We start from the raw sequence: 21,604 nt of genomic DNA on the forward strand, positions 1-21,604 counted from the left end.
ATCGGGATTAACGGATACGGAACGCTAATTTACATATTTTTACGGAATATTAAGATACTTATGGGTCTGTACCGAAGCTCTCCATTCCGGATGCTGCAGAATGAAGTCTGTGATTTTAGGATACATTTCATCCCTTTTGCTCCATTCGCTCTGAAGGTATAATGTGCAGTTTTCAGAAACTTTTGCTGCCTGTTCCTGGGCAAATTTAAAGTCGTTATTATTAAACACGATCACTTTCAGCTCATGTGCTTTCTGATAGATTTCCTCTTTTGGCAACCCTGTTTTTTTGGGAGATAAGGTGATCCAGTCGATCTGTCCGCTCAGCGGATACGCGCCGGACGTTTCAATATGGATGGAGCAGCCTAATTCTTTCAGTTTCCCTGTTAAAACATCAAGATTCCACATTAACGGCTCTCCTCCCGTTAAAACAATTGTCTTACAGTGTTGAGCTGCGGTTTCCGCGATTTCCTCTGCGCTCATCAGCGGATGTAAATTCGGGTCCCAACTCTCTTTTACATCACACCAATGGCACCCGACATCACAGCCTCCCAATCTTATAAAATAAGCGGCTTTCCCGGTGTATGCCCCTTCCCCCTGAAGAGTGTAAAAATGCTCCATTACAGGGAGCATTTTACCTTCTTTTAATAATATATCTTCTACTAAATCCATTTTTAAATTAGTCGTTATAGACCGAAGTTTTATAAGCAATGATGGTGTTTTTCATCAACATTGCTCTTGTCATAGGTCCCACTCCTCCCGGAACTGGCGTGATCCAGCTGGCTTTCGCGGCACAACTGTCGAAATCAACGTCGCCTGCCAGATAATATCCTTTTGGAGAATCGTTGTCTACTCTTGTAATTCCTACGTCAACGATCACTGCACCTTCTTTGATCATATCTCCTTTCAGGAAGTGGGGATCGCCCAATGCCGTGATTACGATGTCAGCTTTCTTTGTATATTCTTCAATATCTTTTGTGTAAGAGTGCGTTAAAGTAACGGTAGAATTTCCAGGGAAATCTTTTCTTCCCATCAGGATACTCATCGGTCTTCCGACGATCTTACTTCTTCCGATGATTACGCAGTCTTTACCTTTCGTTTCAATATTATATCTTTCCAGTAATGTAAGGATTCCGAATGGTGTCGCAGGCAAGAACGTATCCATTTCCAAAGCCATTTTCCCGAAGTTTTCCGGGTGGAAGCCATCTACATCTTTTCTTGGATCGATCGCGTTGATGATTTTTTCCTGATCGATCTGATCCGGTAAAGGCAGCTGAACGATAAATCCGTCAACGGCTTTTGATTTATTTAATTCATCAATTTTTTCCAATAACTCAGATTCTGAAACAGTGCTTGGAAATTTTATAAGGCTTGATTGAAAGCCAACTTCTTCACAGTCTTTTACTTTTGAATTGACATAAGCTTTACTCGCTCCATTGTTTCCTACAAGAATAGCCACCAAATGAGGTGCACGTCTTTTCCCGGCAACAATTTTTTCAACTTCAGCCTTTATTTCCTGTTTTATTTCTTTGGATATTTTTAGTCCGTCAAGAATTTCTGCCATTTTTACTTTTATTACTTTTTATTATTAGATTTTTAAGGATATTTTTCCGGATTCTGATGAGTGCAGAAAACGGAAATTACATAAACACATTTTTTAATTTCATCAATGTGAAATAAAATTATGTAAGGGAACTTTTTAAGAGGAAGAACTCTGACATCGTCGTATCGAACCTGGAAAAAAGGATTTCTTTGCAATTGATCATATGCTTTTGAAAGTTGCTTTTCGAAGTTGGATGCTACAGAATTAGAAATCTTTTTATAATAATTTATAGCCTCCAAAATATCCTCATCTGCTTCAGGATACTGAAAAATCTCAAATGCCATGATCGTTTTTCAATTTTTTTAAAAATTCTCTAGCCGGGGTGAATTCTTTATGATTTTTAGCTTTTCTTTCATCAATCACTCTTTTCATTTCATCCGTCAATTCAAAATCATCCTCATTTTTTTCAAAGCTGATCTTCATTTTTTTCAAAAGATTTTCCATTAAAGTTTCTTCTTCCTTATTTTTAAGATGTATGGTAATGGTACTCATTTGTTTTATTTTTAATCAAAATTAATGAAAATCAGCAACAATTTATTTGTTTGCCTTATAATAATTAATCAGTCCGTTGGTTGAAGAATCATGAGCACTGACAGTCTCATTACTTTCAAGTTCCGGTAATATTTTATTCGCTAAAACTTTCCCCAATTCAACCCCGAACTGGTCGAAACTGAAAATATTCCAGATAACACCCTGAACGAAAATTTTATGTTCGTACAGAGCAATTAACTGTCCTAATGAAAAAGGAGTTAATTCGTTGAATATGATGGAGTTGGTTGGCGTATTTCCGTGGAAAACTTTATAATTTAAAAGGAAATCAATTTCTTCATCAGATTTTCCTGAAGCTTTTAGTTCTGCTTCTACTTCTTCTTCCGTTTTTCCGAAGGCAAGTGCTTCAGTCTGAGCGAAGAAATTGGCTAATAATTTATCCTGATGATCAGAAACTTTGTTTGGGCTTTTTGCATATGCAATAAAGTCTGCAGGAATCAGCTCTGTTCCCTGATGAATCAACTGATAAAAAGCATGCTGTCCGTTGGTTCCCGGTTCTCCCCAGATAATCGGTCCTGTCTCATACTCTACAAATTCGCCGTTTCTGTCTACACATTTTCCGTTACTTTCCATATCTCCCTGCTGGAAATACGCCGGAAAACGGTCTAAATACTGAGAATACGGAAGAATAGCATATGTTGTTGCAGCATAAAAATTACGGTACCATATTCCTAAAAGACCCATTAAGACAGGAATATTTTCTGCGAAATCTGCTGTCTGGAAGTGTTGGTCTGTATCGTAAGCTCCTTTCAGCAGTTGCTCAAAGTTTTCGTAGCCCACGGCAAGAACAATACTTAAGCCGATGGCACTCCATAAAGAGTATCTTCCGCCAACCCAGTCCCAGAATTCGAAGATGTTTTCTTCCGCAATTCCGAAGTCTTTAACAGCTTGAACATTAGTAGATAAAGCTACAAAGTGTTTCGCTACATCTTCCTGTTTTCCTGCCTTTAAAAACCAGTCTTTTGCCGAATGGGCATTTGTCATTGTTTCCTGAGTAGTAAATGTTTTAGAAGCAATGATGAATAACGTTGTTTCAGGATTCAGGTTTTTTACAACTTCTGCAATATGATTTCCGTCTACATTAGAAACAAAATGAACGTTTAACCTTGTTTTAAAATGTTTTAAAGCCGAAACCACCATCACAGGTCCCAAATCTGAACCTCCGATTCCGATGTTTACCACATCTGTAATTTCTTTACCGCTAAATCCTTTATGGTCACCTGAAATAATGCTTTCGGAAAAAGATTTCATATGATCCAGAACTCTTCTGATCTGAGGTTTGATATTTTCCCCGTCGACTAAAATTTCCTTACTTGAAAAATCTCTCAGAGCAGTATGCAGAACGGCTCTTCCCTCTGTTTCGTTGATCTTGTCTCCCGAAAACATCTTGGTTATCGCATCTTTTAACTCGCATTCTTCTGCAAGATTTAAAAGGAGATTCTTTGTTTGGGAATCGATCAGGTTTTTAGAATAATCAAACAAAAAATTAGGTCTTTTGATTGAAAATTCATTAAAACGATTGGGGTTATATTGAAAAAGACTTCTCAAATCAAAATCATTGTTGGCAAATTGCTCGTCTAATGCTTTCCAGCTATTGGTTTGAGTAGGATTTATTTTTGATAGCATATGTTTAGAAATTAGGGTTTTGTGATTTTGGGATTCAGGATTTTGAATGCCAAATCCTCATGCAAAAATATTGATTTGCAAATTTACGGAATTTTAGTTCAATGATGTTAATGGATGATTAAAAATCAGCTGACAAGTTAAGGTTACGTTTAAAATGAGTATTTTTAAGTCAAATTTAACTGATGATCACCAGACGCAATTTTATTAAAAAATCATCATTAGGGTTAGGCTTTTTTGCTTTGCCGGCTTCTGCAAAATTTATTTATGCAGAAGATTATACTTCTAAACGACCCCCAATTTCTCAAAGAAAATTCACTTCCGAGGCTGTTGAAAAAACCATTAAGACGGTTAAAAAATCAATTGCTGACAAAGAACTGGCGTGGATGTTTGAAAACTGTTTTCCGAATACTTTAGATACAACCGTAAAATTTTATCTGAAGAATAATAAACCTTACACATATGTAATCACAGGCGACATTGATGCGATGTGGCTTCGCGATTCTTCGGCACAGGTTTACCCATATTTAAGTCTTGCTAATGAAGATAAAGAGCTGAAAAATCTGCTGAAAGGTGTTATTAATAAACAGGTCGAATGCGTTCTTCTCGATCCTTATGCTAATGCATTTTTTGATGATACAGCGAAAATAAGTGAATGGAAAGATGATTCCACACAAATGAAACCCGGAATTCATGAACGGAAGTGGGAAATTGATTCCTTGTGTTATGTCATGAGATTGTCTTACAACTACTGGAAAACAACAGGTGATTCTTCTGCATTTGATGCAGATTGGAAAAAGGCAATGCTGTTGATTTTGCAGACTTTTAAAGAACAGCAGCGAAAAGATTCTAAAGGACCGTATAAATTCCAACGCTCAAACGGAAATCCTTTGGATACTCAGTTTGCCGGAGGTTATGGAAATCCTACAAAGAAAGTGGGACTGATTCATTCCATGTTCCGGCCTTCGGATGATGCGACTTTTTATCCTTTTTTAATTTCGTCCAATATGTTTGCCGTCGTTTCTTTGAGGGAAACTGCGGAAATTTTTTCTGAAATTTTTAAAGATGAAAATACTGCCATTCAGTTTAAAAATTTAGCTAAAGAAGTGGATGAGGCGATTCAGAAATATGCAATTTTGAATCATCCTGAAGCGGGTAAAATTTATGCACTGGAAATCGACGGTTTTGGAAATGCTTTATTTATGGATGATGCGAATGTTCCTAATCTCTTGTCAATTCCGTATCTGGGATACCGATCGAAAGAAGATGAAATATATAAAAATACCCGAAAGTTTTCTTTAAGTAAAGCAAATCCATGGTTTAGCGATGGGAAATTTGCCAAAGGAATCGGCGGACCACACATCGGAGAACATAAAATCTGGCCGCTTGGTCTGATTATGCAGGCTCTGACAACGGACAAGGATGAGGAAATTATTTCCTGTTTACAAATGCTGAAAGCAACTCATGCCGGAACGGGCTTTATTCATGAGTCTTTTGATGTTGATAATCCTAAAGATTTCACAAGATCCTGGTTTGCATGGGCCAATACGCTTTTTGGAGAATTGATTGTTCATCTTTATAAAACTAAACCTGAAATTTTAAAGAGAACGTTTTAGATATAAAATCTCCAGTTTTGGGCTGGAGATTTCTCTTTTCTTCAAAGCTTGTTTATTTTAACGCAAAGTTACTTTTTACCACAATTTTATTTTTGTTCTGGAAACATTAAACTAATAAACCTTTGCGACAAAATAAAACGTTGTACAATTTTAAAATATATAGCTAACCGAAGGTTAGGATAGCCTATGCTTCTGTTTTCGGTTGCTTTTTAACAGGTTTTCGTTTTCTTGCAAAATATAGAATTACAGTTCCGATTAATAATATCGGCCAGATCGTGATTAAACCCACAAAAATTTTCTGAATTAAATAATATCCTTCTACAAAAGCAGATTTTGCACTGTACAGAAAATCAAATTTATATTTATCATCAATACTCTTAGTATTGGTAATGGCAATTTCAGCGATCCTGATTTTCGGTTCTTTGATATAAATGTCAACGGTACTGTATTTCAGATTATCAGTAACATCCATATTTGCCAGCTGCTGCTGATTTCCTTCGGCCATATTTTCATTGTCGAGCTCTACTTTATCTTTATCGGCTTTCAGTGCGGAAATATTTTTGCTGTTCTTTTCAATTCTTTTGCTTTCAAGCTTTGCATATTTGATGCTTGAGGTTATATCTTCCGCATTAATCTGCCTTGAATTGAGAAACAGTTTTTTATCATTGATCAGTGTAAGAAGTTCACCCAGCCGTTCAGTAGGAACCCTAAGCTGCATCCTGTTTTCTGTCTGATATTTCTTAACGAGTACGGCATTTTCATCTGACGTATTATACGTGTTTTCCGAAACGACATTACTTTGCAGGTTGCTGTGTGTAACAAAGCCTCCAAGTTCCTGTACCGATTTCTCGATAGAAACCGTTGTTTCGTAAACATCTTTCACTTCCATGTTTACATCGGCAGTTTTAATGAATTGCTTATCTTTTACTTTCATCGTAGCAACGGAAGAGATGCTGTCCGAAATCGTTTCTGCTGCACTGTCTGTATTCGAGTACGCTTCAAGATCGCTCGATGCGACTTCTCCTTTTTTGCAGGAATATATTCCCAATAATAACGCGGCTGCCAATGATAATCTGATGTAGGTTGTTTTCATAATATTGATTTTTAATGTTTTGCTTAATCCAAAGTTCCGGCTGAATCTTTTGTAATGGTTGGAAATGAGGCGTAAACAATTTGTAAACAGAAATTGCTTTTTAAATATTTGATAATTAAATATTTGTAAAATAACGGCTATTCGGGTACCTCATTTTCGGATTAATTTTTGCTTGTCTTTTTACAAATCAAACACACAAAGAATTATGTCAAATACTTTTTCCAAAATCAGAAATGCAATTGAGTTATTCCGATCCATAGACTTTGATCAGCTGAGTGCCATTTCTCAAAAAGTAAATCTTCCTAAGCTGATGGAAAATTTCTCCAAGCTGGATGATAAGCAGCTTAACGGAATGATGAAAATGCTCGATCCCCACCGAAAGAAAAAAGAACTTCCTGCAATTGACGGCGATTTTTACGATATCTACCATACCTTAAGTCCGGAGCAGCGGGAGATTCAGCTTAAAGTAAGGGCATTTATGGAAAAAGAAGTTAAACCTTTGGTAAATCATTACTGGCTCAGGGATGAGTTTCCCCACGAATTAATTTCAAAATTCCAAAAGCTGAATATTTGTGGCGTCACTTATGAAGGATATGGCTGTCCGGGATTACCTTTCTTAATGGAGGGTGTTCTGGCCATGGAAATGGCGAGAGTAGACGCTTCTATTGCAACTTTTTTTGGAGTACAATCCGGCCTTTCGATGGGATCGATCTATATCTGCGGTTCTGAGGAACAAAAACAAAAGTGGCTTCCCCAAATGCAGAGATTCGAAAAAATTGGAGCGTTTGGCTTAACGGAACCTGAAGTCGGTTCGGGAGCAGCAGGAGGTTTAACCGTGACCTGTAAAAAAACACCTGAAGGATGGATTTTAAACGGACAGAAAAAATGGATCGGAAATGCAACATTTGCCGATGTTATAATTATCTGGGCCAGAGATCTTGATGATGGTGAAGTAAAAGGATTTATTGTTGAAAAAGATAATCCCGGATATTCTGTAGAAAAGATTAAAGGAAAAATGGCATTGCGAATCGTTCAGAATGGATTAATTACCTTAAAAGATTGTCTGATTACTGAAGAAAACCGACTGCAGAATGCCAATTCATTCAAAGATACTGCAAAAGTTTTGCAGATGACCAGGGCAGGAGTTGCCTGGATGGCGACAGGTTGTGCCAGAGGAGCTTATGAAAGTGCTTTGGATTATACCCGGAAGAGAGAACAGTTCGGGAAACCGATTGCTTCGTTTCAGATGATTCAGGGACATTTGGTAGAAATGCTGTCTAATCTTACGGCAATGCAGACAATGGTTTTCAGACTTTCTGAAATGCAGGATGAAGGAATTTTAAAAGATGAACACGCTTCTCTTGCAAAAGTCTTCTGTACAATGAGAACACGAGATGTCGTATCGAGGGCACGGGAAGTAATGGGCGGAAACGGTATTCTGCTAGAATATGATGTGGCCAGATTTGTGGCAGATGCAGAAGCTATTTATTCTTATGAAGGAACAAAAGAAATCAATTCATTGATCGTAGGGAGATCTATTACCGGTTTCAGTGCGTTTGTATAATAGAAGTGAATGGCCAACTGTCAATTCGCTTTGCCTGTCAATTTTTTAAATTCACTAGCAGAGCTAAGTTCACTACTGACCATTCACCATTTTTTTAGCTTATAAGATGCTTGTATTTTTCTTTATTGTCGATAATCATCCAGAGGTTGATAAGAAACATTACTCCGGCAATCGCCATTGTGTTAGTTGATTTGTCTAAAGTAAATACATGAGCTACAATTCCTACCATAACCGGCAGGATGACAATGGCTCCCAATGCTCTCGTTTTCGGAAAAATGAAAAGCAATCCGCCAATAATTTCAACAGCACCTACAAGAGGCATAAGCCATGCGATCTCACTAAAAGCAGTGAATACTTTCATTTGCTCGGGTGTAGGTTTTTCCATAGGCATGTAATTGAAGAATTTGTTTAATCCGGCATTAATAAACATTAATCCGAAAAGAAGCGACAGAATAAATTTTACAGTTTTCATAAATATTATTTTTATTAAAGGTAAATAAAATTATAATCTGTTGATTAAAAAGGTATTGAATTTTAAAAATCTCTTTATTGGGAAATATTTTAGGTTCGTATTGCGCGATTTTATATATTTGTTTGTCAACCAAACTAAATCATATTATGAAAAATCTTCAGAAATTAAACCGGAACAAATTGAAAGCGATCAAAGGAGGAAATACTACGGATATAGGATATTGTCCGGACAGCCAGACGTACATTCCTTGTGATGAGCTTTGTCCCAACAAAAGAAATCCTCTTTGCGCTATTCAAGCGTAATAAAGAAAGCCTTCAGATGAGGGCTTTTTTTTTAATATTACTTTTAATCAGGGTTTTTGTAAATTTAATCCATCTCCTTTAAAGTAATATTTTTAGAGATTTTATATCTTTTCTTTTTCTTATCAGGCTTTTCTTCTTCGCCAAGTAATTTTCCCCAAGGCTGAAGCCCGTCGACCCGTTCGAAAATAATTTTGATAATGGCAATAGCCGGAATGCAGAGAAACATACCTGCAATTCCCCAAAGATGTTCTCCAACAAGAATTCCGATAAAAGAAAACAAAGCGTTGATTTTTACCTTAGATCCAACCACAAAAGGAAGTATAATATTTCCATCAATAGCATGTACAACCACATAGCCTATTGCTACGTAAACACAGGTGATTGGTGTAGTCGTTGCAAACGCAATAAAACAGGAAATAAGAAGTGAAATAAAAATGCCGATATAGGGGATTACGTTCAGCAAACCGGTAAGAACTCCCAGAAGAATGGCATATTTTACTCCCAAAATAGTCAAAACAGTTGAAGTAAGAATAGAGACAATAATAATCTGAAGACAAAGTCCCGTAATATACCTTTTGGTCATGATCCTCACTTCAGAAACCACTTCCTGCACACTGGCCTTATGCTTTTCGGTAAAAACATTGACGATAAAGTTGTTTAAAATTCTTCTGTAATTTAAAATGAAGATAAAAAACAGAATGAAGAATGCCAAAAAGCCAAGGCTGGTAGAGAAAATCCCGAGAGTAAATCCTAAAATAATTCCCGTCGAAGAAAGAAGTTTCTTTAAGCCTTCGTCTAAATACGTAAACTGCTCATCAATTTTTACATTAAATGTCTTAGATACCCACTTCTGAAGATCATGAAAGACATGAGTTGCCTGGCTGGTAAGCTGGGGAATATCCTTACTGAAGCTGGAAATCTGAGATCCGAAGAAGAAAATAAGTCCCGTAATAACGATCATTAAAATCATCACCGAAAAAATAGTGGAAAAAGATCTCGGAAATTTTAGTTTTCTTTCCATAAAGTTGGCAAACGGCAGAAAAAGCATCGCCATTAAGAATGCCAGAAAAAAAGGAGCAAGAATACTCTGTCCTAAAGCCAGAAGATAACCGAGACCGATAATGGAAACAACAACAAGCGTGAGCTTTACAAGAAAAGGGAGGCGAAGTAGATTCATAATTCTTTCTGTTGCATAAAATTAATAAAAACACTCCGAATTGAAGGGTTTTAAATAAGTAATTATTTGATTAGCATAAGAAAATTCCATGCCCAATTTAATCCTGAGATATTAATAAAAAAAACACATCCCGTAAGATGTGTTGATATATTTAGGATGTATAGTATATTTATTTTTCCAGAGCCAGTTGCAGCACTTCGTTCATCCAGCTTACATAATGAACCGTGAGGTTTTTCAGGTAATCCTTTTTGATCTCTTCAACGTCTTTTCTGTTGGCTTCACAAAGAATCACTTCTTTAATTCCTGCTCTCGTTGCAGCAAGCAGCTTTTCCTTAATTCCGCCTACAGGAAGTACTTTTCCTCTCAGTGTGATCTCACCGGTCATGGCAAGATGAGGTTTTACTTTTTTATTCTTAAACGAAGAAACCATGGAAGTAAGCATCGCAATACCTGCGGAAGGACCATCCTTAGGAGTTGCTCCTTCAGGAACGTGAACGTGGATGTTTTTCTTTTCGATATCATCCTGCGAGATTCCCAGATCATCGTGTTTAGCCTTAATATATTCCAGCGCAATAGTTGCAGATTCCTTCATAACCGTTCCCAGGTTACCCGTCATGGTTAACATTCCTTTTCCGTTGCTGATGATACTTTCAATGAAAAGAATATCGCCTCCAACACTTGTCCAGGCAAGTCCTGTAACTACACCCGGAACATCGGTAAGTTCGGAAAGGCTTTTAGGTCTTGGAACACCTAAAATCTCATCAATTTTTTCAATGGAAATTTTCGGATCGTATTCTTTTACCAAAGCAGTTTGTAATGCTGCCCAACGAGCTATTGCAGCAAGTCTTTTTTCCAGAGTTCTTACACCGCTTTCAGAAGTGTGGGCTTCAATAATGTGTTTCAGTTCATTATTTCCCAGCTTGAATGATTTGGAATCAAGCCCGTTCTCTTCCTGCTGTTTTTTGATTAAATGCCTCTTGGCAATTTCAATTTTTTCTTCCAGAGTATACCCTGTAATCTGAATGGTTTCCATCCTGTCCAGCAAAGGTGTCTGAATGGTAGACAAAGAATTTGCTGTTGCAATAAACATTACTTTGGACAAATCATAGCCCATTTCAAGGAAATTGTCGTAGAATGACTTATTCTGCTCAGGATCAAGAACCTCTAAAAGTGCCGAGCTTGGATCGCCATGCATGCCTTTTCCTACTTTGTCAATCTCATCTAAAACAATTACGGGATTGGATGTTCCCGATTTTTTGATAGACTGAAGAATTCTTCCCGCCATCGCTCCGATATAAGTTTTCCTGTGGCCGCGGATTTCGCTTTCATCGTGCAATCCTCCCAAAGAGACTCTTACATATTTTCTTCCCAATGCATCGGCAACAGATTTCCCGAGAGATGTTTTTCCCACTCCCGGAGGACCTACCAAAAGAAGAATAGGAGATTTCATGTTGTTTTTAAGTTTTAAAACAGCCATGTGCTCCAGGATTCTCTTTTTAATATCTTCCAGTCCGAAGTGTGCCTTATCTAAAATCTTCTGAGCTCTTTCAATATCAAAGGTATCTTTAGTGAACGTGTCCCAGGGAAGATCAGTGAAGAAATCAAGATAATTTCTTTGTACATTATAATCCGGAGAATTAGGGTTTTGTCTCTGTAGACGGTTGATCTCTTTTTGGAAATGCTCTTCAACCTCCTGGCTCCATTTCTTATTTTTTGCCTTAATAATGAGTTCTTCTACATCACTCTCAGGTCCGCCTCCAAGCTCTTCCTGGATGGTTCTTATCTGCTGGTTAAGAAAATATTCTCTCTGCTGCTTATCCAGATCCTTCGAAGTTTTCTGATGGATCTGGTTTCTCAGTTCCAGCTTCCTGAAGTCTTCATGCATCATTTCATAGCATTTATTTGCTCTTTCCATCAGATTTTTTTCTTCGAGAAGTTTTTGCTTTTCAGAAGAAGGAAAGTTGGCATTGGTGCAGATGAAGTTCAGCAGATCATCATTATTGTTGATGTTTTTAATAGCAAAATTAGCAGCGTTCGGAATATTCGGGTCGAGCTCGATGATTTTCAAAGCAAGATCTTTTACATTTTCCAGCAACGCTTCGTACTCTTCTTTATTCTTAGGCTTAGATTCTTTCAGTTTGGAAATCTCAGCTTTAAAATAAGGCTGTTTCTCAACAATTTTTTTAACCTTAAAGCGGTGAAATCCTTTTGTAATAGCTGTAATATTGCCTTCAGGCAGCTTTATGATTTTAATAATCTTGGCCAGGGTGCCTACCTGGAAAATATCTTTTTCTGAGGGTTGTTCCAGATCAGAATTTTTCTGGCTCACGATTCCTATAAAATCACCGTTTTTCTGCGCTTCCTCAAGCAGCTGGATGGAAGTCTTTCTTCCTGCAGTAATAGGGATCACCACGTTGGGGAACATCACCATATTTCTTACCGGAAGAATAGGGAATATCTTCTGTTCGGAATTTTTTTCTGTCTCGGAAAGATCGGAAAGATTGATCTCTTCAGCTACAATATCAAATCCATCACTTATCATTTCTTCTAAACTTATATCTTCAAACTCTGTCATAGTATATCGAATGACAAATTGTCATTGCCGTTTTAATTCGTTAACGTAAACTTTGCAATATGTGTTAAAAATCGTATTGCATATATTGTGTGCTTTAATGACACAAGACCTATGCCATTTGTTTTTTGCTAAAAAATACGGTCAAAATTTCCTTTTTCAGAAAAATTAAATTTTAAAAATTAAAATAAAGGTCTTGTATTTCCGTAATTTCTTAAAAATGTGTATTTTCGCAACCTGATAAAAAACTATAATTTATATAATGGCAATTTTAGGACAAATTAGGAGTAGACCTTGGCTTTTGATGGGCGTAATTGCACTGGCGCTTTTGGCGTTCCTTGTAAACCCCGATAGTATCGATAAGGTTTTCGGTAAAAATCCTGATGTTTTAGGAAAAGTGAATGGTGAGAAGATTACCCGTGAAGAATTTAATGATCAGCTTTTCGTACTGCAGCAGCAGGCAGAGCAGCAGGGTCAGCCGAAGGCTGGTCTTGAGGAGCAGGCTTGGCAGTTGCTGGTACAGTCTAAACTGATCAAACAGCAATTCGAAAAAATGGGCTTCGAAATGACGGAAGATTATTTCTGGAATCAGCTTCAGTATGATCAGATGTTTGCTCAGCAGAAGCAGTTTTTCGATGAGAAAGGTAACTTCAAAACCCAGGAGCTAAAAAAACAGATCGAAGATATGAAGGCAGGTTCGCCGGAAGGATACAACCAGTGGTTGAAAACCAGAAAATCAATTGAATACCGATTGATGGCAAGACAGGTTTTTGCAAATATTTCCCAGGGTATCACAACCGGTAAAAAAGAAGCTGAGGAATTGATGAAGCAAAGAGATCAGCTTGCTGATATCGACTTCGTAAAAATTGACTATGCGACTTATCTTCAGAAAAACAACATTAAGGTTACTACTGAAGATCTTGCCAACTATATCAAGCAGCACCCTGTAATGTTCAAAGCTGAAGAAAGCAGAAACATCGGAATCGTTTATTTCCCTTCCCAGCCAAGTGCCGCGGATGATGCTGCCACGCTGAAAGAAATCAATAAATTATTCTCTGCAGGAACTGATGCAAGCGGAGGAACGGAAAATTTCCAGAATACCAAAAACGACTCTATGTTTTTGATGGCTAATTCTGATATGCCTTTCAATCCTCAGTATATGAAGCCAAATCAGTTGCCACAGACGATTCAGGCTCAGATTCCTTCTGCTGCCATCGGGCAGACTTTTGGTCCTTATAAAGAACAGAACTTCTATGTAGTGTCTAAACTTTTAGATAAAAAGACTTCAGACTCTACATTATCAAGACATATCCTTATTGCATTCAAAGGAAGCCCTGCAGGAGAAGGGGTTACAAGATCCAAAGAGCAGGCTAAAAAACTGGCAGACTCTATAGGTGCTATCGTAAAAGCTAATCCCGGGAAATTTACGGAATTCTTAAAATTATCAAACGACCCGAATTCTGCGGCCCAGGGTGGAAGTCTTGGATGGACAACTCCCGAAACTCCTTTCGTACCTGAATTCTTAACATACCTTGCCAACAATCCTAAAGGCGCAACAGGTGTGGTAGAAACTCAGTTCGGATACCATATCATCAATATTGAAGATAAAAAGCCGGGAGCAATGAGCTACAAGGTTGCCAATCTTGTAAAAGCGGTAAAACCTTCTGATGCTACGGAAGCAGAGGTGAATAAAAAAGCCAGCAGATTCGTTCAGCAGGTTGAGGGCAAATCATTCAATGACTTTGTAAACATTGCTAAAAAAGCAAACTACCAGTTTTCTAATCCTAAACAGGCTAAAAGATTTGATGGTCAGCTGCAAGGTTTAGGAACGGAAAAAGATGCTGAAATTCTTGCTTGGGCATTCGATAAAAAAAGAGAGAAAGGCGATACTGAACTATTTACAGTAGACGGAACAGGAGATAAAATTGTAGTGTACCTTAATGGCAAACAGGCAAAAGGTTCTGCAGATCCTGAATCAGTAAGAGATCAAATTGAAGTGGTAGTGAAAAATAAGCTTGCTGCCAAACAAATTTCTGAAAAAATCGGAAAAGCAGGAAGCTTAGATCAGATTGCAAAGCAGTTCGGAACAACAAAACAGTCTGCACAGGTTAACCTTTTAAACCCTTCAGTGGCCGGTTCTATGGAGCCTAAAGTTGCAGGAGCGGCATTCGGAGTAGCGAAGGGTAAACTTTCTAATCCGGTTGAAGGCGGAACAGGAGTTTATGTTTTAGTGAAAAAGAATGAAAGCGTAAACAAACAACCTGGAGACCTTAAGCAATTCACAGAATCTATTTCGCAGAGAAATTCAGGAATGTTCGGACAGGCTTGGCTGAAAAGCTTACAGGACAATGCTGATATCGATGACTACAGAATTGAGATCTGGAATAAATTAGGTTCTCAGCAACAATAGAATTATTTTCATAAAGATAAAAAGCGGCAAAGTTTTTGCCGCTTCTTTTGTGTTTAACGCAGAGCAATAGAGAAAAACATTCATTTAAATGTATTATATTTGCTCATTAGAAAAAATTTAGCAAGTGAAGTTCAGTAAAGAATTAAAAGCGGGAGTAATCGCTTTAATAGCCATTGTAGGCTTTGTGATACTCTTCCAATTTATGAAAGGCAGAAGCCTTTTTACTACCGATAATATATTTTACGCAAAATATGATAATGTGGAAGGATTGGCACAGTCTTCCCCCGTTTCCATTAATGGTTTAAAAGTAGGCCAGGTGGATAAGATCATTCCGCATACCTCCAAAGATGGGAAAATTGATTTCCTTGTAAAAATAACGGTTGATAATAATTTTGAGTTCTCAAAAAACTCGACCCTGGAAATTTTTGAGCCGGGATTAATGTCCGGAAAGGAGATGAGAATCAACCTGATGTATGGAGGTCCCACTGCTAAAGACGGAGATACTTTGAGGGGAGCCTTTAAACTGGGTACTTTAGGAAGTCTTTCTTCCCAGGTAGGTCCTGTAAAAGATCAGCTACAAACCGTTTTATACAGAGTAGATTCTTTGATGTCTAACGCTAACCAGGTGGTTAACGCGCAGAACAGAGAAGAAATAAGACTGCTTTTAGCTAATCTGAATAAAACCGTGGCAGCGTTACAAACTACGGCAGGAAGTGTAAACAGTCTGGTAGGACATAACGATCCTAAACTTCAAAAGGTTTTGGATGACGCAAGCCTTACGATGCAAAGCGGAAAAGTGACTTTAGACAAATACGGAAATTTAGCAGAAAGCATCGATACCAAGAGACTGAATGCGACCATTGCCAATCTTGATGCAACCGTAGGAAAACTTAATGAAGTAGTTGCAGGAATTAATAACGGACAGGGAAGTTTAGGAAAACTAATGAAAGATGAAGAATTATATAACAACCTGAACTCTGCATCCACAAACCTGAACTCTTTAATTGAAGACGTTAAAGCAAATCCTAAGAGATACGTCAATTTCTCAGTATTTGGGAAGAATAGTAAAGACTAATAAATAATCCATGCAATATATCGATAATATTATTTTTCTGATCTTATTGGTTGTAGGCTTCGGACTGTTTGCAAAAAGCCTGCAAAAGATATATAGAAATATCAGATTAGGACGTGAAATAAACCGTAGCGACAGAAAAGGAGAGCGCTGGGAGACTATGGCACGAGTAGCCATGGGACAAAGCAAGATGGTAAAACGGCCGGTTGCCGGAATTTTACACCTTTTTGTATATGTAGGTTTTATTATCATCAACATCGAACTTTTAGAAATTGTTGTAGACGGAATTTTTGGAACCCACAGATTCCTGGCAACCATTCTTGGAAATACATTCTACAGCTATTTTACAGCTACCCTTGAGGTGTTGGCACTTTTAGTTGTAATAGGAGTAGTATTGTTCTTTATCAGAAGAAATTTCTATGGAGTAAAGAGACTTACGATGAAAGAACTTTTCGGATGGCCCAAAGAAGATGCCAACTGGATTCTTATCATTGAGTTTGCCCTTATGGTTGCTTTCTTCACTATGAATGCTTCAGACTCTATTCTTCAGACGAGAGGCTATGATCATTTTGCACGTCTCGGATCTTTTCCGATCAGTGATCTCACATTTGTACCTTTTCTGGAAGTTTTCAGTTTTGATAACGGATTTTTATTCGCAATAGAAAGAGGAGCCTGGTGGTTTCACTTCGCAGGAATCCTGTTCTTTATGAATTACCTTTACTATTCAAAGCATTTACATATCATCTTAGCTTTTCCGAGTACATGGTACGCCAATCTGGAAAAGAAAGGAAAATTCAACAATCTTGATTCTGTTACTAAAGAAATTAAGCTGATGATGGATCCTAATGCAGATCCGTATGCCGCTCCGGCTGCAGGTGATGCAGAAGCTCCTTCAAAATTCGGGGCAGAAGATATTTTTGATCTGAATCAGGTACAGCTTCTAAATGCCTATTCCTGTACAGAATGCGGCCGTTGTACTGCTGTTTGTCCCGCAAATATTACCGGCAAAAAACTCTCTCCGAGATTAATTCTGATGAAAACACGGGACCGTCTTGAAGAAGTAGGAAGAAACATCGATAAAAACGGTAAGTTTGAAGATGACGGAAAAAAGCTGTTGAACGACTATATTACCAAGGAAGAACTTTGGGCATGTACAACCTGTAATGCATGTACAGAAGCGTGTCCGGTACTGCTTGACCCGCTTTCCATTATATTTGATATGAGAAGATTCCTTGTGATGGAGCAGTCTGCAGCACCTCAGGAACTGAATCTGATGATGGCCAACGTAGAAAATAATGCTGCTCCTTGGCAGTATAACCAGGCTGACCGTCTGAATTGGGCAAATGACTGATGAAATTAAAACATGGCTGAAATAATTGAATACCGAAAAGATTTAGCTCCGTATTTTAAGCAAATCAATATCAACTGGCTCGAAAAATATTTTATTGCTGAACCCTATGATGTAGAAGTGCTTTCCAATCCCGAAAAATATATTCTGGATAAAGGCGGAAATATTTATTTTGTAGCAGAGGAGGGTATTCCGAAAGGAGCAGTAGCCTTAATGAATAATGAATATGGTGAGCTTGAACTTACCAAAATGGGAGTCGATGAATCTGCACAGGGAAAAGGATATGGCAACCTGCTGATTCAGCATTGTATACACAAAGCAAAGGAAATGGGAGTGAAAGATCTTATTTTGTATTCCAATACCAAATTATCTCCAGCCATTCACCTCTATAAAAAATTCGGTTTTGTGGAGATTCCCGTTGAAGAATCGGAATATGCCCGATGTGATATTAAAATGATAAAGTCTCTTTTATAATCCAAATAACGTAATAGAATGGATTTCAATATAAAAACAATGGCAGAATATGCTGCCGAAGGAAAATCACCGGAAGTTCTTTTCTGGGTGGGCTGCGCCGGAAGTTTTGACGACCGTGCCAAAAAGATTACGAAAGCATTTTGCAAAATATTAAATAAGATCGGCGTTGAATTTGCTGTTTTAGGACAGGAAGAAAGCTGCACGGGAGATCCCGCGAAACGGGCAGGAAATGAATTCGTGTTCCAGATGATGGCGTTAACGAATATTGAGGTACTGAACGCTTATGAAGTAAAGAAGATTGTGACGGCTTGTCCGCACTGCTTTAACACTCTTAAAAACGAGTATCCGAGCTTAGGAGGAAAGTATGAAGTTATTCACCATACCCAGTTCCTAAGAAACCTTATGGAAGAAGGAAGACTGAAAATTGAAGGAGGTGCTTTCAGAGGTAAAAAAATTACTTTCCATGATCCGTGTTATCTGGGAAGAGCCAACAATGAATATGAAGCGCCAAGAGCTTTGCTGGAAAAGCTGGATGCCGAGCTTGTAGAAATGAAACGCTGCAAAACAAACGGGCTGTGCTGCGGTGCAGGAGGTGCCCAGATGTTTAAAGAGCCGGAAAAAGGCAACAAAGACATTAATATCGAGCGTACTGAAGAAGCATTGTCTTTTGAACCTAAAGTAATTGCAACCGGATGCCCGTTCTGCAATACCATGATGACCGATGGTGTAAAGCATTTTAATAAAAATCACGAAGTCGCCGTAAAAGATATTGTAGAACTTTTAGCTGAAGCAGAAGATTTATAAATATTTAGCAAAAGTTAAAACGAATTGTATTCCATGAAATCAAAATGGAGAATTTCCTTTTTTCTCATTGTTGTCATTGTTGCTGCACTGAGTTTCTGGAATTATAAAAACAGGGTTTATGATTGGGATATGCCGGGCTACATTGGTTGCCTGTATAGCTTGAAATATCCTGATTCTCCCGATAAGGTTCGTGCATTTACCTACCAGGAAATCAAGAAGAAAGCTCCCGATCCGGAGTATCGTGATATACTGGGGATATATAAGTCCGGTGACAAAGCCCGTCAGTCTTTTGCCAATAATACAAAATCTTTCAGTGAACAGCTGCCGTATTATAAAATAAAAGTTGGCTATAATATTGCCATTTTAATTTTATATGAACTGGGATTTTCTTCAGCAGATGCTGTAACATTCTTAAGTATTATTGCATACTTTATTTCAGGAATCCTTATTTTTTCCATTTTAAAAATTATTTTTCCGGATAACTATATCATTAGCGTTCTTTTAACTGCCGGGATTATGGTTTTGCCGCCGATGGCGTATATGTCTCGAGTCTCTACACCGGATATATTCATTTTGCAGTTTCTTTTAGTCTTTATCATAGGATTTCTAAAAAATTGGAGTAAATGGATAATGTTTGTTGTGCTTTTTACCATTATATTCATCAGACCGGATTACATCCCTTTCACTCTAAGTTACCTTGCAGCCTTAGGATTATATCAGTATTTTAAAAACAAAAAAGTAGATTACAGTCTTATATTTCAGGGACTCATTCTTTTTGTTTTATATTTTTTCATTGTTAAATTTTATCATTATCCTGGATGGAAGCATCTTTTTTATGATACTTTTATTTACCGGCGTCCCATTATCTCGGAGGCACCGCCAGATTTCAGCGTTGGTGACTATCTGGGAATTTTATATTCAAAAGGCATATATTTTAAAAGGGTTACGGTAACAGCTTTTGGGCTTTTAGCACTTATATTTTATTTTTCGAAAGATTTATGGGTCCGGATTTTTTCCGTATTTATATTGCTGAACATTTACATTAAGTTTTTATTTTTCCCGCATGCATCAGGACTCAGGTTTTTCTTTGGGTATATACTACTGCTGCTCCTGATATTTTTCTCTGTACTCAGCAAAAAATACAATGGTTTCAAACTCAGGAAAAATGCGTAATTTTGAACTTTAAAATGTATCAGACATGAAGATCGAAGAATCAAATATAGTAGAAACCAACGACTACAGAGTAATCATATATCCTGCATCAAGACCCTTTGAAACAAAAGAGGCAAAAGCCATCACAGAAAAGCTTTTTGATTTTCTGGCGACTTGGGCAGCCCACGGTAAACCACTTTCATCTTCTTTTAAGATTGAAAAAAATCAGTTTATCATTATTTGTGTTGATGAAGAAAAAGAAATGGCTTCCGGATGCAGCATTGATGCATTAGGCAAAGTAATGAGAGAGATTGATGAAGAATATCAGCTCGGTATTTTTGACAGAATGAAAGCCAGCTTCATCGAAAATGGAGAGGTAAAAACACTGAAGCTTATCGATTTCAAATCGAAAATAAGAAACGGAGAACTTTCTAAGGATATTCAGGTTTTTGACTTTTCGAAAAACACATATCTGGAATTTTTAGGAAATTTTCTTTTGCCTTTTGAAAGAAGCTGGGCAGCCTCTATAAAATAATAGTCCTGTCGATTGAATAAATAAAAAGTGGAACTCTTCCACTTTTTTTGCTTTAGTTATATTTGTGAAAAATTCTGGAACATATCAGATTAATGATCTTCGGATGATAATACCTAAACTTCTTTTTTTAACAACCGCTCACCGATACGATGATGACAGAATATTCTATCATCAGGCGAAAGCTTTGAAAGAGCAGGGATACGAGGTTAAGATAAGCAGTCTTTCATCAGAGTTTCAGGGAACAATAGACGGGATTGAAATAGAATCTTATAATATCCTGGAGAAAAGCATACAGGAGAAAAAGCGGATTTTGGAAAAAGTCTGTAATGATTATCAGCCGGACGTCATTATCTGTTCGGAACCTTTAGCAGTAATTGCCGCAAAAAATATCAGAAAAAAGAAAAAGGCAAGCATTATTTATGATATTACCGAATGGTACCCGTCTATGCGGATGGTAGAAAGGTTTTCATTTCCGCTCAATATCATTCATGCCGTGAAGTTTTTTCTTATACAATTGTACGCCGGGTTTATCAGTACGCATTATATTTTTGGAGAAGAAACCAAAAAATTCCCGTTAGCCTATTTTTTCCCTTTTAAAAAGAATGTCACCATTCCTTACTATCCGGACCATGTTTATATTCATAAAAATATTAAATCTCTTGAGCCGGGAAAAATAACGCTTTGCTATACCGGACAGTTTTCTGAAGAGAAAGGAATCGGTAATTTTTTTGCCGCTGTAGACAGCCTGAGGAAAAAGTCACCTGATCTTACGATCTCAATCCTTTTAATAGGAGGCTCAAGAAAAGAAAAGGATGAGAAATATTTTTCTGAATTACTAAAGAAGTATCGTTTCGAAAATATCAGGATAGAAAAGCCTGCATCTTTTGAAACCTTTACGAAAGCTTATGCTGATGCCGATATCTGCTTCGATTTAAGAACACTCAATTATGAAAACCATCACTGCCTCCCAATCAAGATTTTCTATTATGCGGCTTCGGGAAAACCTGTAATCTATACTGATTTAAAAGCAACCCGGCAGCATGTGGATGTTTCGAAGTTCGGATTTCTGGTTGACCCTGAAAATCCAAAAAAGATTTCGGAACTTATATTGAATTATATTAATAATCCGCAACTATATTACCAACATGCCCGAAACGCAAGAAAGGAGTATGAAACGAAATATAACTGGAACATGATTAGAGATACCTTTCTGAACTTCATCAAAAAATCAATACCATAGG

Annotated in this window: 20 protein-coding genes; 11 read left to right on the top strand and 9 right to left on the bottom strand. The window is 37.5% G+C overall.

Annotated features, from left to right (window positions below; genetic code table 11):
- Positions 1-39 precede the first annotated feature (39 nt).
- Genes ACYT6F_RS06600 through pgi form a run of 5 tightly spaced genes read right to left on the bottom strand, consistent with a single transcriptional unit; the run spans position 40 to position 3,775 of the window.
- The gene (locus ACYT6F_RS06600; RefSeq protein ID WP_472600436.1) at positions 40-669 is read right to left on the bottom strand and encodes a 7-carboxy-7-deazaguanine synthase QueE; all 630 of its coding nucleotides are present in this window, start codon (positions 667-669) and stop codon (positions 40-42) included.
- A gap of 7 nt (positions 670-676) precedes the next feature.
- Positions 677-1,561: a bifunctional 5,10-methylenetetrahydrofolate dehydrogenase/5,10-methenyltetrahydrofolate cyclohydrolase gene (locus ACYT6F_RS06605; RefSeq protein WP_472600437.1), complete on the bottom strand. Its 885-nt coding sequence runs from the start codon at positions 1,559-1,561 to the stop codon at positions 677-679.
- Between the two features lie 32 nt (positions 1,562-1,593).
- Positions 1,594-1,884, bottom strand: a complete 291-nt coding sequence (locus tag ACYT6F_RS06610) for a type II toxin-antitoxin system RelE/ParE family toxin (RefSeq protein ID WP_472600438.1) — start codon at positions 1,882-1,884, stop codon at positions 1,594-1,596.
- Entirely contained in the window at positions 1,874-2,092 is a 219-nt protein-coding gene (locus ACYT6F_RS06615) for a hypothetical protein (protein WP_472600439.1), read from the bottom strand. The genes ACYT6F_RS06610 and ACYT6F_RS06615 overlap by 11 nt, the downstream gene beginning before the upstream one ends.
- A gap of 42 nt (positions 2,093-2,134) precedes the next feature.
- Positions 2,135-3,775 carry a glucose-6-phosphate isomerase gene (gene pgi / locus ACYT6F_RS06620; protein ID WP_472600440.1) on the bottom strand — a complete coding sequence of 547 codons (1,641 nt, stop codon included), beginning with the start codon at positions 3,773-3,775 and terminating at the stop codon, positions 2,135-2,137.
- Between the two features lie 182 nt (positions 3,776-3,957).
- Here pgi and ACYT6F_RS06625 point away from each other — a divergent pair, with 182 nt between their 5' ends.
- Positions 3,958-5,388 carry a glycoside hydrolase family 125 protein gene (locus tag ACYT6F_RS06625; RefSeq protein ID WP_472600441.1) on the top strand — a complete coding sequence of 477 codons (1,431 nt, stop codon included), beginning with the start codon at positions 3,958-3,960 and terminating at the stop codon, positions 5,386-5,388.
- Positions 5,389-5,572: 184 nt separating this feature from the next.
- On the opposite strand, the gene ACYT6F_RS06630 is transcribed toward ACYT6F_RS06625, so the two are convergent.
- On the bottom strand, positions 5,573-6,481 hold the full coding sequence (locus tag ACYT6F_RS06630) for a DUF4349 domain-containing protein (RefSeq protein ID WP_472600442.1): 909 nt from the start codon (positions 6,479-6,481) through the stop codon (positions 5,573-5,575).
- A gap of 205 nt (positions 6,482-6,686) precedes the next feature.
- Here ACYT6F_RS06630 and ACYT6F_RS06635 point away from each other — a divergent pair, with 205 nt between their 5' ends.
- Entirely contained in the window at positions 6,687-8,045 is a 1,359-nt protein-coding gene (locus ACYT6F_RS06635; RefSeq protein WP_472600444.1) for an acyl-CoA dehydrogenase family protein, read from the top strand.
- 94 nt (positions 8,046-8,139) lie between these two features.
- On the opposite strand, the gene ACYT6F_RS06640 is transcribed toward ACYT6F_RS06635, so the two are convergent.
- Positions 8,140-8,517: a MauE/DoxX family redox-associated membrane protein gene (locus tag ACYT6F_RS06640; protein WP_472600445.1), complete on the bottom strand. Its 378-nt coding sequence runs from the start codon at positions 8,515-8,517 to the stop codon at positions 8,140-8,142.
- 146 nt (positions 8,518-8,663) lie between these two features.
- On the opposite strand from ACYT6F_RS06640, the gene ACYT6F_RS06645 reads away from it, so the two are divergent.
- Positions 8,664-8,819 (top strand): bacteriocin-like protein, encoded by a 156-nt coding sequence (locus ACYT6F_RS06645; protein WP_472600446.1) that lies wholly within the window; start codon positions 8,664-8,666, stop codon positions 8,817-8,819.
- A 64-nt stretch (positions 8,820-8,883) separates the two neighbouring features.
- On the opposite strand, the gene ACYT6F_RS06650 is transcribed toward ACYT6F_RS06645, so the two are convergent.
- Both ACYT6F_RS06650 and lon read right to left on the bottom strand, forming a co-directional pair.
- The gene (locus tag ACYT6F_RS06650) at positions 8,884-9,996 is read right to left on the bottom strand and encodes an AI-2E family transporter (protein ID WP_472600447.1); all 1,113 of its coding nucleotides are present in this window, start codon (positions 9,994-9,996) and stop codon (positions 8,884-8,886) included.
- A 169-nt stretch (positions 9,997-10,165) separates the two neighbouring features.
- Positions 10,166-12,571, bottom strand: coding sequence for an endopeptidase La (gene lon / locus ACYT6F_RS06655; protein WP_472600448.1), 2,406 nt, complete (start codon positions 12,569-12,571; stop codon positions 10,166-10,168).
- Between the two features lie 259 nt (positions 12,572-12,830).
- Here lon and ACYT6F_RS06660 point away from each other — a divergent pair, with 259 nt between their 5' ends.
- From ACYT6F_RS06660 to ACYT6F_RS06695, 8 genes are all read left to right on the top strand, one after another.
- Positions 12,831-14,978, top strand: a complete 2,148-nt coding sequence (locus tag ACYT6F_RS06660) for a peptidylprolyl isomerase (protein WP_472600449.1) — start codon at positions 12,831-12,833, stop codon at positions 14,976-14,978.
- 124 nt (positions 14,979-15,102) lie between these two features.
- Complete coding sequence (locus ACYT6F_RS06665) at positions 15,103-16,053, top strand: MlaD family protein (protein ID WP_472600450.1); 951 nt, start codon at positions 15,103-15,105, stop codon at positions 16,051-16,053.
- A gap of 10 nt (positions 16,054-16,063) precedes the next feature.
- A complete protein-coding gene (locus ACYT6F_RS06670) occupies positions 16,064-17,401 on the top strand; it encodes a 4Fe-4S dicluster domain-containing protein (protein ID WP_472600452.1) in 1,338 nt (445 codons plus the stop codon).
- A gap of 12 nt (positions 17,402-17,413) precedes the next feature.
- The gene (locus ACYT6F_RS06675) at positions 17,414-17,872 is read left to right on the top strand and encodes a GNAT family N-acetyltransferase (protein WP_472600453.1); all 459 of its coding nucleotides are present in this window, start codon (positions 17,414-17,416) and stop codon (positions 17,870-17,872) included.
- Between the two features lie 18 nt (positions 17,873-17,890).
- Positions 17,891-18,676 (top strand): (Fe-S)-binding protein, encoded by a 786-nt coding sequence (locus ACYT6F_RS06680; RefSeq protein WP_169231848.1) that lies wholly within the window; start codon positions 17,891-17,893, stop codon positions 18,674-18,676.
- Positions 18,677-18,709: 33 nt separating this feature from the next.
- Positions 18,710-19,849, top strand: coding sequence for a hypothetical protein (locus ACYT6F_RS06685; RefSeq protein WP_472600454.1), 1,140 nt, complete (start codon positions 18,710-18,712; stop codon positions 19,847-19,849).
- Positions 19,850-19,874: 25 nt separating this feature from the next.
- A complete protein-coding gene (locus tag ACYT6F_RS06690) occupies positions 19,875-20,363 on the top strand; it encodes a hypothetical protein (protein WP_472600455.1) in 489 nt (162 codons plus the stop codon).
- Between the two features lie 103 nt (positions 20,364-20,466).
- Positions 20,467-21,603 carry a glycosyltransferase gene (locus ACYT6F_RS06695; RefSeq protein ID WP_472600456.1) on the top strand — a complete coding sequence of 379 codons (1,137 nt, stop codon included), beginning with the start codon at positions 20,467-20,469 and terminating at the stop codon, positions 21,601-21,603.
- The last annotated feature ends 1 nt before the right edge of the window (position 21,604 follow it).

It is taken from the genome of Chryseobacterium sp. NG-CE01 (genome assembly GCF_055695505.1).

What these genes read in the sequence shown, in the direction of transcription:
- lon (WP_472600448.1), bottom strand. Translation starts at nt 12,571, where the DNA reads ATGACAGAGTTTGAAGATATAAGTTTAGAAGAAATGATAAGTGATGGA.
- pgi (WP_472600440.1), bottom strand. Translation starts at nt 3,775, where the DNA reads ATGCTATCAAAAATAAATCCTACTCAAACCAATAGCTGGAAAGCATTA.
- ACYT6F_RS06685 (WP_472600454.1), top strand. Translation starts at nt 18,710, where the DNA reads ATGAAATCAAAATGGAGAATTTCCTTTTTTCTCATTGTTGTCATTGTT.
- ACYT6F_RS06625 (WP_472600441.1), top strand. Translation starts at nt 3,958, where the DNA reads ATGATCACCAGACGCAATTTTATTAAAAAATCATCATTAGGGTTAGGC.
- ACYT6F_RS06660 (WP_472600449.1), top strand. Translation starts at nt 12,831, where the DNA reads ATGGCAATTTTAGGACAAATTAGGAGTAGACCTTGGCTTTTGATGGGC.
- ACYT6F_RS06690 (WP_472600455.1), top strand. Translation starts at nt 19,875, where the DNA reads ATGAAGATCGAAGAATCAAATATAGTAGAAACCAACGACTACAGAGTA.
- ACYT6F_RS06610 (WP_472600438.1), bottom strand. Translation starts at nt 1,884, where the DNA reads ATGGCATTTGAGATTTTTCAGTATCCTGAAGCAGATGAGGATATTTTG.
- ACYT6F_RS06675 (WP_472600453.1), top strand. Translation starts at nt 17,414, where the DNA reads ATGGCTGAAATAATTGAATACCGAAAAGATTTAGCTCCGTATTTTAAG.
- ACYT6F_RS06615 (WP_472600439.1), bottom strand. Translation starts at nt 2,092, where the DNA reads ATGAGTACCATTACCATACATCTTAAAAATAAGGAAGAAGAAACTTTA.
- ACYT6F_RS06645 (WP_472600446.1), top strand. Translation starts at nt 8,664, where the DNA reads ATGAAAAATCTTCAGAAATTAAACCGGAACAAATTGAAAGCGATCAAA.
- ACYT6F_RS06600 (WP_472600436.1), bottom strand. Translation starts at nt 669, where the DNA reads ATGGATTTAGTAGAAGATATATTATTAAAAGAAGGTAAAATGCTCCCT.
- ACYT6F_RS06695 (WP_472600456.1), top strand. Translation starts at nt 20,467, where the DNA reads ATGATAATACCTAAACTTCTTTTTTTAACAACCGCTCACCGATACGAT.
- ACYT6F_RS06605 (WP_472600437.1), bottom strand. Translation starts at nt 1,561, where the DNA reads ATGGCAGAAATTCTTGACGGACTAAAAATATCCAAAGAAATAAAACAG.
- ACYT6F_RS06650 (WP_472600447.1), bottom strand. Translation starts at nt 9,996, where the DNA reads ATGAATCTACTTCGCCTCCCTTTTCTTGTAAAGCTCACGCTTGTTGTT.
- ACYT6F_RS06680 (WP_169231848.1), top strand. Translation starts at nt 17,891, where the DNA reads ATGGATTTCAATATAAAAACAATGGCAGAATATGCTGCCGAAGGAAAA.
- ACYT6F_RS06630 (WP_472600442.1), bottom strand. Translation starts at nt 6,481, where the DNA reads ATGAAAACAACCTACATCAGATTATCATTGGCAGCCGCGTTATTATTG.
- ACYT6F_RS06670 (WP_472600452.1), top strand. Translation starts at nt 16,064, where the DNA reads ATGCAATATATCGATAATATTATTTTTCTGATCTTATTGGTTGTAGGC.
- ACYT6F_RS06640 (WP_472600445.1), bottom strand. Translation starts at nt 8,517, where the DNA reads ATGAAAACTGTAAAATTTATTCTGTCGCTTCTTTTCGGATTAATGTTT.
- ACYT6F_RS06635 (WP_472600444.1), top strand. Translation starts at nt 6,687, where the DNA reads ATGTCAAATACTTTTTCCAAAATCAGAAATGCAATTGAGTTATTCCGA.